This is a genomic window from Brasilonema angustatum (assembly GCF_059505445.1).
Genome location: NZ_JCACKO010000147.1, coordinates 1 through 6,130, shown reverse-complemented (window position 1 = coordinate 6,130; position 6,130 = coordinate 1). Strand labels below are relative to the sequence as shown.

Sequence of the window (6,130 nt, the reverse complement as noted above, 5' to 3'; positions counted from 1 at the left end):
ATCGATAAACCCACCTGCAAACTGGGAATTGCGTAAGTCATTATTAGAGACTTTTTCAGGGTCTTTGAGGTTTTCTGACTCCGGCATGGCTTGTTTGGGCGTTGTTGGTTGTCTGTATTATATTAGGACTTACGCATTGACAAAAATCTGATTATGTGGGTCAGACTTATTTGCCTTCTTTAATTAGCTGCAAGCAAAATCAACTTATGCACTAGAGCGTCGGTCAAGTAGAAGTAGTTGACATAAAATGCAGGGTATGTATCTTGTGGAAATCGAACTTTTAGGGACTCAGATTTTATGCGATCGCTAAAAACTAGACCTAAAAATTTAGCCTGAAATAGGCGTTTTAACTTATTCACATAATTCTGCTTTTGTCAACCGTTATTACTTGACCGGCTCTCTAGTTAGATAGAAATGGGAAATTCTTGCTCAATTAGGACTTACGCAAGCCTCACAATATAAGGTCAACTGGCATATATATTTCAAATTGAGGTAAATGCTCGTAAGCACTGATTTATAAACGTTATAGCCAAATTCTATCCGTGTGACAGTTTGAAGAAAAATGTGCCAGTTGCGTAAGTCCTGTTTGATTACTGAATCGGTGTTCTAGCGGCTAAGCTAAGCCATAACAGGTGTTCGCGCTATATTGCCGAAACTATGGAGAAGTTAACGCTTATGTGTCTAATTACCAACGGGAAAGATTGGGAGGTGAAAGAGGGTAATAAAATGGTCAACAAATTCAAGGGACACCTGAACCGCCAAATCTACGCTCAAATTTGTTCTGCTTTGTTCAACGACTCCAATGAACGAAAAAAACGCGCGTTTATTAGTCGTATCCTTCTGGAAAATCGAGACGCTGCACTGAGCTACGACAGAGATGTGGAAGTTGTGGATATTTCAGAAGTACGTAAATTGTGTGGTACTTTCTCAGATTAAAAAATCAATAATTATCACTAGTTAATCCTAGTGGAAACTAAAATGAAATATTTATTTAAATTCATTATGACGCAGTACAAACAGATATGTTCATAATTGTAGTTATAGACATATTATCTATCAACAAAAGTCCGACTCCGAAAATTAAACAAACTATAGCAATACGCCAAGGGCGTCTGCTAATGTTGAAAAGCTTCACTAATCGCAGCTGTATCTAGATATTCACGAAGCCTTATAATCTTTCCCTGCTGCAAAGTTAATTCATGCACCCAAGGATACTCAGCTCGTTTATTAGTAGACTTCACACGAATTACTTCATAACCTAAAACAACAATTTTATCTTTTTTTTCAAACCATTCCTGAGGCTCAAATTGCTCAAATTCAACACTATTTACTACTGAAACAAACAGGTCTGAAATTGCATTATGTCCTTGGTATTTACCTGAAGCAGGCGTATTTGAAGATCCAGGCATATACCATTCTGCATCTTCAGACAATAAATTTAAAACCCTTTGAAGATCGCGTTGTTCGATGGCATTATATAAGTCTTTTGCTATTTTTAGATTTTCTGATTCACTCATAGATTCTGATTTTTTTAATTGACTTGGAGAATTTTAGCATCAATTTGCTGAATTAAATAATCTAAATACTGTGCAATGAATGGTTTATTAATTTGTGGACAAACAATATTAGAATCTTGTAGAGCTTTTAAAGTCTGGTTAGCTTGGCAGATTGAAGTATGAGCGTGTACTTCTAAAATGGTCATGCGATCTTGATATATTTTTTCTCTTAAAAAACTTACTAGAGGATATAACATATTATCCACGGATAACATAGTAAGCGCATTTAACCAAGTCTTTGGAGAAACCTTTTGTACAGAATAACCTAATTGATTAATAACTTCAAAAATTTGCACATGACTTAATTCCTGTTCGCGTTGTGGTAGAAGATTATAATTTTCTCCTATATTTTGTGAATTTAAAGATATATGCGCAAGTGCCGCTGCTGCATAATCAACCGGAGTTGGTAACCAATATTTTTCAGGAAAATCTGGATACAATCCCATCTGGATACACCCTAGAATTAGCCGACAAAAAGTGTCATCTAAATTAGAAACTCCTGTTAAACTATGACCCTCAATAAATCCTGGACGGTAAATGGACACGGCTAAGCCTTTTTCCCTAGCCACTTGAACCATATATTCAGCTATCCATTTTGTCCGTGTGTAGGCATTCTCAATACTGATAATAGGTTCGCTCAGCTTAAGATCAAAATTTTCATCTACGACATCTAAATCTAATAACCTTTTAGTAGCACCATAGACAGCTAATGTTGAAACGTAATGCAAAACTTTCTGACGACCATGTGCCGCTAAAGCAATGATATTTTTTGTTCCTTCTATATTACTACGCTGAATTACCGAAAGCGGTTTTATATAACTAATATCAGCTGCACAATGATAAATATGATTGACTTTATTGCCTAGTTCATTCCACAGCTTTTGTGAAAGATTTAGTTTGAATTCTGTAATATCACCGACAATCGGTATAACTTTTTGTAATAAAGTTTTTGGTAATTTATTTTTTATAAAAGCTTTTTCAAGCTTTAGTTTCGCTATTTCAGTGTTATCAGCTCGCACTAAACAGTAAAGAGTCTTAAAATTACCTCTAGTTAATAGATTGTAAAGCACATGAGAGCCGAAAAAACCTGTAGCACCAGTAATTAATGCAGTGTCATAACTAAACTTTGTAGGTTGTATACCTAACTTGGACGTATTTAGCAAAAAAGATAATTCCGTTTTCGGCTCACAGTCAAAAACGCCATCATCAATATTGTTTTCTTGGTGAATAAGTTTTTCTACTAAATTTCCTAAACTAATAGGAGTTGGATGCTCATAAATTAGGCGTGATGGTATTAAAATTTTAAATTCGTGTTCAATAGCGTGTAAAATACGGGCAATGTATAAGGAATCACCTCCTAGTTCAAAAAAATTACTTGATTCTGTGCATATACCACTATCTAGTTTCAATATTTCTTCAAAAATAGCGATAATTTTAGTAACACTATTTGTTGAAATTACCGAGATGTTCGAGGTTTCAAAGCATGGTAAAGGTAATGCCTGACGATTAATTTTACTGCGATTAGGCATGAGAGGGATTTCGTCCATGAATATGAACCGAGACGGAACCATATAATGAGGAAGACGATCAGCTGTGAACTGACGTAAATGCTCAGCTAAAACAAAACACCCGTCACGACAAACTACGTAGGCTATAAGTATTTTTGTCTCAGAGGATGCTTGGTTAACAGCAATAGCCTTTACTACCGCAATTTGTATGTTGGGATGTTGGGTTAGTGTTGCCTCAATAGCTTCCAGTTCAATCCGAAATCCCCTAAGCTTTATTTGATTATCAATTCTACCCACAAAATGAAACAAGCCTGGTTTTTTACTGTCTTCGTAAGCAATATCTCCTGTTTTATAAATTTTGCCTCTTCCAAAAGGATTCTCTAAAAAGCAGGTATTAGTTAAATCGGGTTTGTTAATATACTTTTGAGCTAATCCCACTCCGCCAATGTACAACTGACCTGCTACTCCTGGGATACATCGATTCATTTCATTGTCTAAAACGTACAACTCCATGTTGGGTATTGCGTATCCAATCGGTACTGAGCTATTGATATAGTTTTCTTCTGGAATTACTGGATATATAGCGACACAGACAGTTGCCTCAGTTGGGCCATAAGCATTAAAGAAACATGTCGTAGGACTCCATTGGTGTGCCAATGTGATTGGGCATACTTCTCCAGCAACCGTGATAATTTTTAATTCAGATAATTCACTTTGATAAGGAGTCAAAGTTCCTAAAATAGAAGGTGGTAGACAAACTACTTGAATTCTATAGCGATTGATAAATCTTGCTAAAGGATAGCCTGGTAATAATTGTTCTCGGTCTGCCAGAATTAGAGTAGCCCTACTACAAAGCGCAGTTAATTCCCAAATAGCCGCATCAAAAGTCCATGACGCAAATTGTAAAACTCTCAGACCAGGAGAAAAATTGAGAATATTGCGCTTTGAAATCGCTAAATTCATTAGCCCTTGATGTGCGATTGCTACACCTTTGGGTTCACCTGTTGAACCTGACGTATAGATAACATAAGCAAGTTGTTCATTTTGAACAGGTATTGGTGAAATTTTTGTCAATGATGCAGAGGTAGAGGGCTTTTGCCATATAACAGAATCATCAATAAAACAAAGGTTTAATTTTTTCTCCCTGGATACCGACTGCTGGATATTGAAGGCATACTTTTCAGGCGTTAAAATAGTAGTTATTCCTGCATCAGCAATTATATAAGCTAATCTTTGGCAAGGCATATTGGGATCGAGTGGTACAAATGCAGCTCCTGCCTTCCAAATTGTATAAATAGCAATAATAATTTCAAAAGAAGGTTCAAAACAAAGCCCCACTAAGCTGTTTGGAGACAGCCAACCTTGAGTGGTTAAATAATCATAGCTCTGCTGTGTTCGTTTGTGGAGTTCTCCATAAGTTAACTGTTGTTCGCCTAAAACTAGTGCTACTTGATTTGGATATTTTTCACAGATTGCATCTAGTTCTGAAATTATTGTCCAGTCAGATTGAAAATCCATAAAATTCCTTCTACGCGGACTAAATAATAAAGGGGGTATTAGATCCGGATTTGGTATAAATTCTATTTTTTAGGCTACCTCAGATCTTGCACCTAACCGTAGAAATCCGTAGAAGCTAAAAAGATGCGTTATAAAGCTACATAATTTTTATTGGTTTTTCTCGCTCAATAAGATTTTATGGCTTAATACTGAGTGACGAAATACCATCAATTTTTCTTGGTGCAAGATGTGAGCTACAACCCTTGTATAGCAAGCATTTTAGATTTTGGAATCCTAAAACGGTTCTAAATTGGGAAAGGCAGTCTGGATAAGGGTTTGGCGGTTTTTAAGCCAAAATTAGTCTAAACTCCAGTTCATTGGACAAGGCTAGATATTAAGCCAAGGAGAATTAATGGGACTTTGTAAAAGACTAAGGTCAAAATGGGCTCAATCGTATAATTGGCAAGGGTTTTACATCGATTTAGCATATACGCCAACCAACAAGTTTAATTGGTTTGTGTGGCGGGAAAATGTTAATCAAATAACAATGTTATGACTCTCAAATAACAATGTTATAACAATCAAATAATAATGTTGTGACAATCAAATAACAATGTTGTGACAATCAAATAACAATGTTGTAAAAACAGTAATGATTAGGTAAATCGATTGCAAAAAACCGAGCCAGCAGACCACTTACTTCTGCCCTTGAAAACGCCACATCCTATTGGGACTTTGTAGGAAAAGGAAGCCAAATTCAAGCTAAGTGCGAGAAGGCGTCTTAGGTTCAAGAATGATGAATCCTCCATTACTGATATGGGGTGCTCGCGAAAAATGCAATAATGGCGCTGCAGATGATATGGGGTGCTAGTGTATTGTGCAAAAACCGTATAAAACTGATATCGGGTGTTAATAAGAGGTGTAAAAGCGCCACCAAAGGTGACATGGGGTGTATCTTTACCGCCCAAAAATGACATGGGGTGTGTTCTTGGAGTGCACAACACCCCACTCGTTAATTATTGGGTTGGTATGATTTGATGCAGAATCAGGCGAACGCCTAACATTAAGTAGCCTGAAACCCGCTCCCAGAGCGCATTATAGAATTAAGCTTTGCATAAGTGATATGGGGTGTCTTTTGATTTGTGCAGGATGTCTGCACGAGTCTTCAAGTACCAACACTTTACTGATATGGGGTGTAAATAGAGTGTGCATCCGCCCGAAGAACTAACATGGGGTGTATGTCTACAGTGCACAACACCCCACTCTTATAAGGTGGGAAAGGCATGATATAATGCTGTAGAAGTGCACAATTAGGCGAACGCCTAACATTAAGTAGCCTGAAACCCGCTCCCAGAGCGCATTACAGAATAGAGGTTGTTTTTAATGATATGGGGTGTAGTATGAGTGGTGCTCAACGAGTCTGCACGGATGTTGACTAAGTGTGCATATCTTGCACGCCATCTCAAGCATTCCTGCACGATTCTGCGCAACTGATATGGGGTGTATATCTGCATTGCACAACACCCCACTCTTCGATTAGTGGGTTGGTCAGTAGCTACAATCGGCTCT

Annotated in this window: 4 protein-coding genes; 1 reads left to right on the top strand and 3 read right to left on the bottom strand. The window is 37.2% G+C overall.

What is annotated here, in order from left to right:
• Positions 1 to 726: 726 nt before the first annotated feature.
• Positions 727 to 936, top strand: a complete 210-nt coding sequence (locus AC5JM2_RS30585; protein ID WP_495839081.1) for a hypothetical protein — start codon at positions 727 to 729, stop codon at positions 934 to 936.
• Between the two features lie 179 nt (positions 937 to 1,115).
• On the opposite strand, the gene AC5JM2_RS30580 is transcribed toward AC5JM2_RS30585, so the two are convergent.
• The 3 genes from AC5JM2_RS30580 to AC5JM2_RS30570 form a co-directional block, all read right to left on the bottom strand.
• A complete protein-coding gene (locus AC5JM2_RS30580) occupies positions 1,116 to 1,517 on the bottom strand; it encodes a nuclear transport factor 2 family protein (protein WP_495839079.1) in 402 nt (133 codons plus the stop codon).
• Between the two features lie 14 nt (positions 1,518 to 1,531).
• Entirely contained in the window at positions 1,532 to 4,582 is a 3,051-nt protein-coding gene (locus AC5JM2_RS30575; protein ID WP_495839077.1) for a non-ribosomal peptide synthetase, read from the bottom strand.
• Between the two features lie 1,307 nt (positions 4,583 to 5,889).
• Positions 5,890 to 6,130 (bottom strand): hypothetical protein (locus AC5JM2_RS30570; RefSeq protein ID WP_495839075.1); only part of this gene is annotated, 241 nt, incomplete at its 5' end.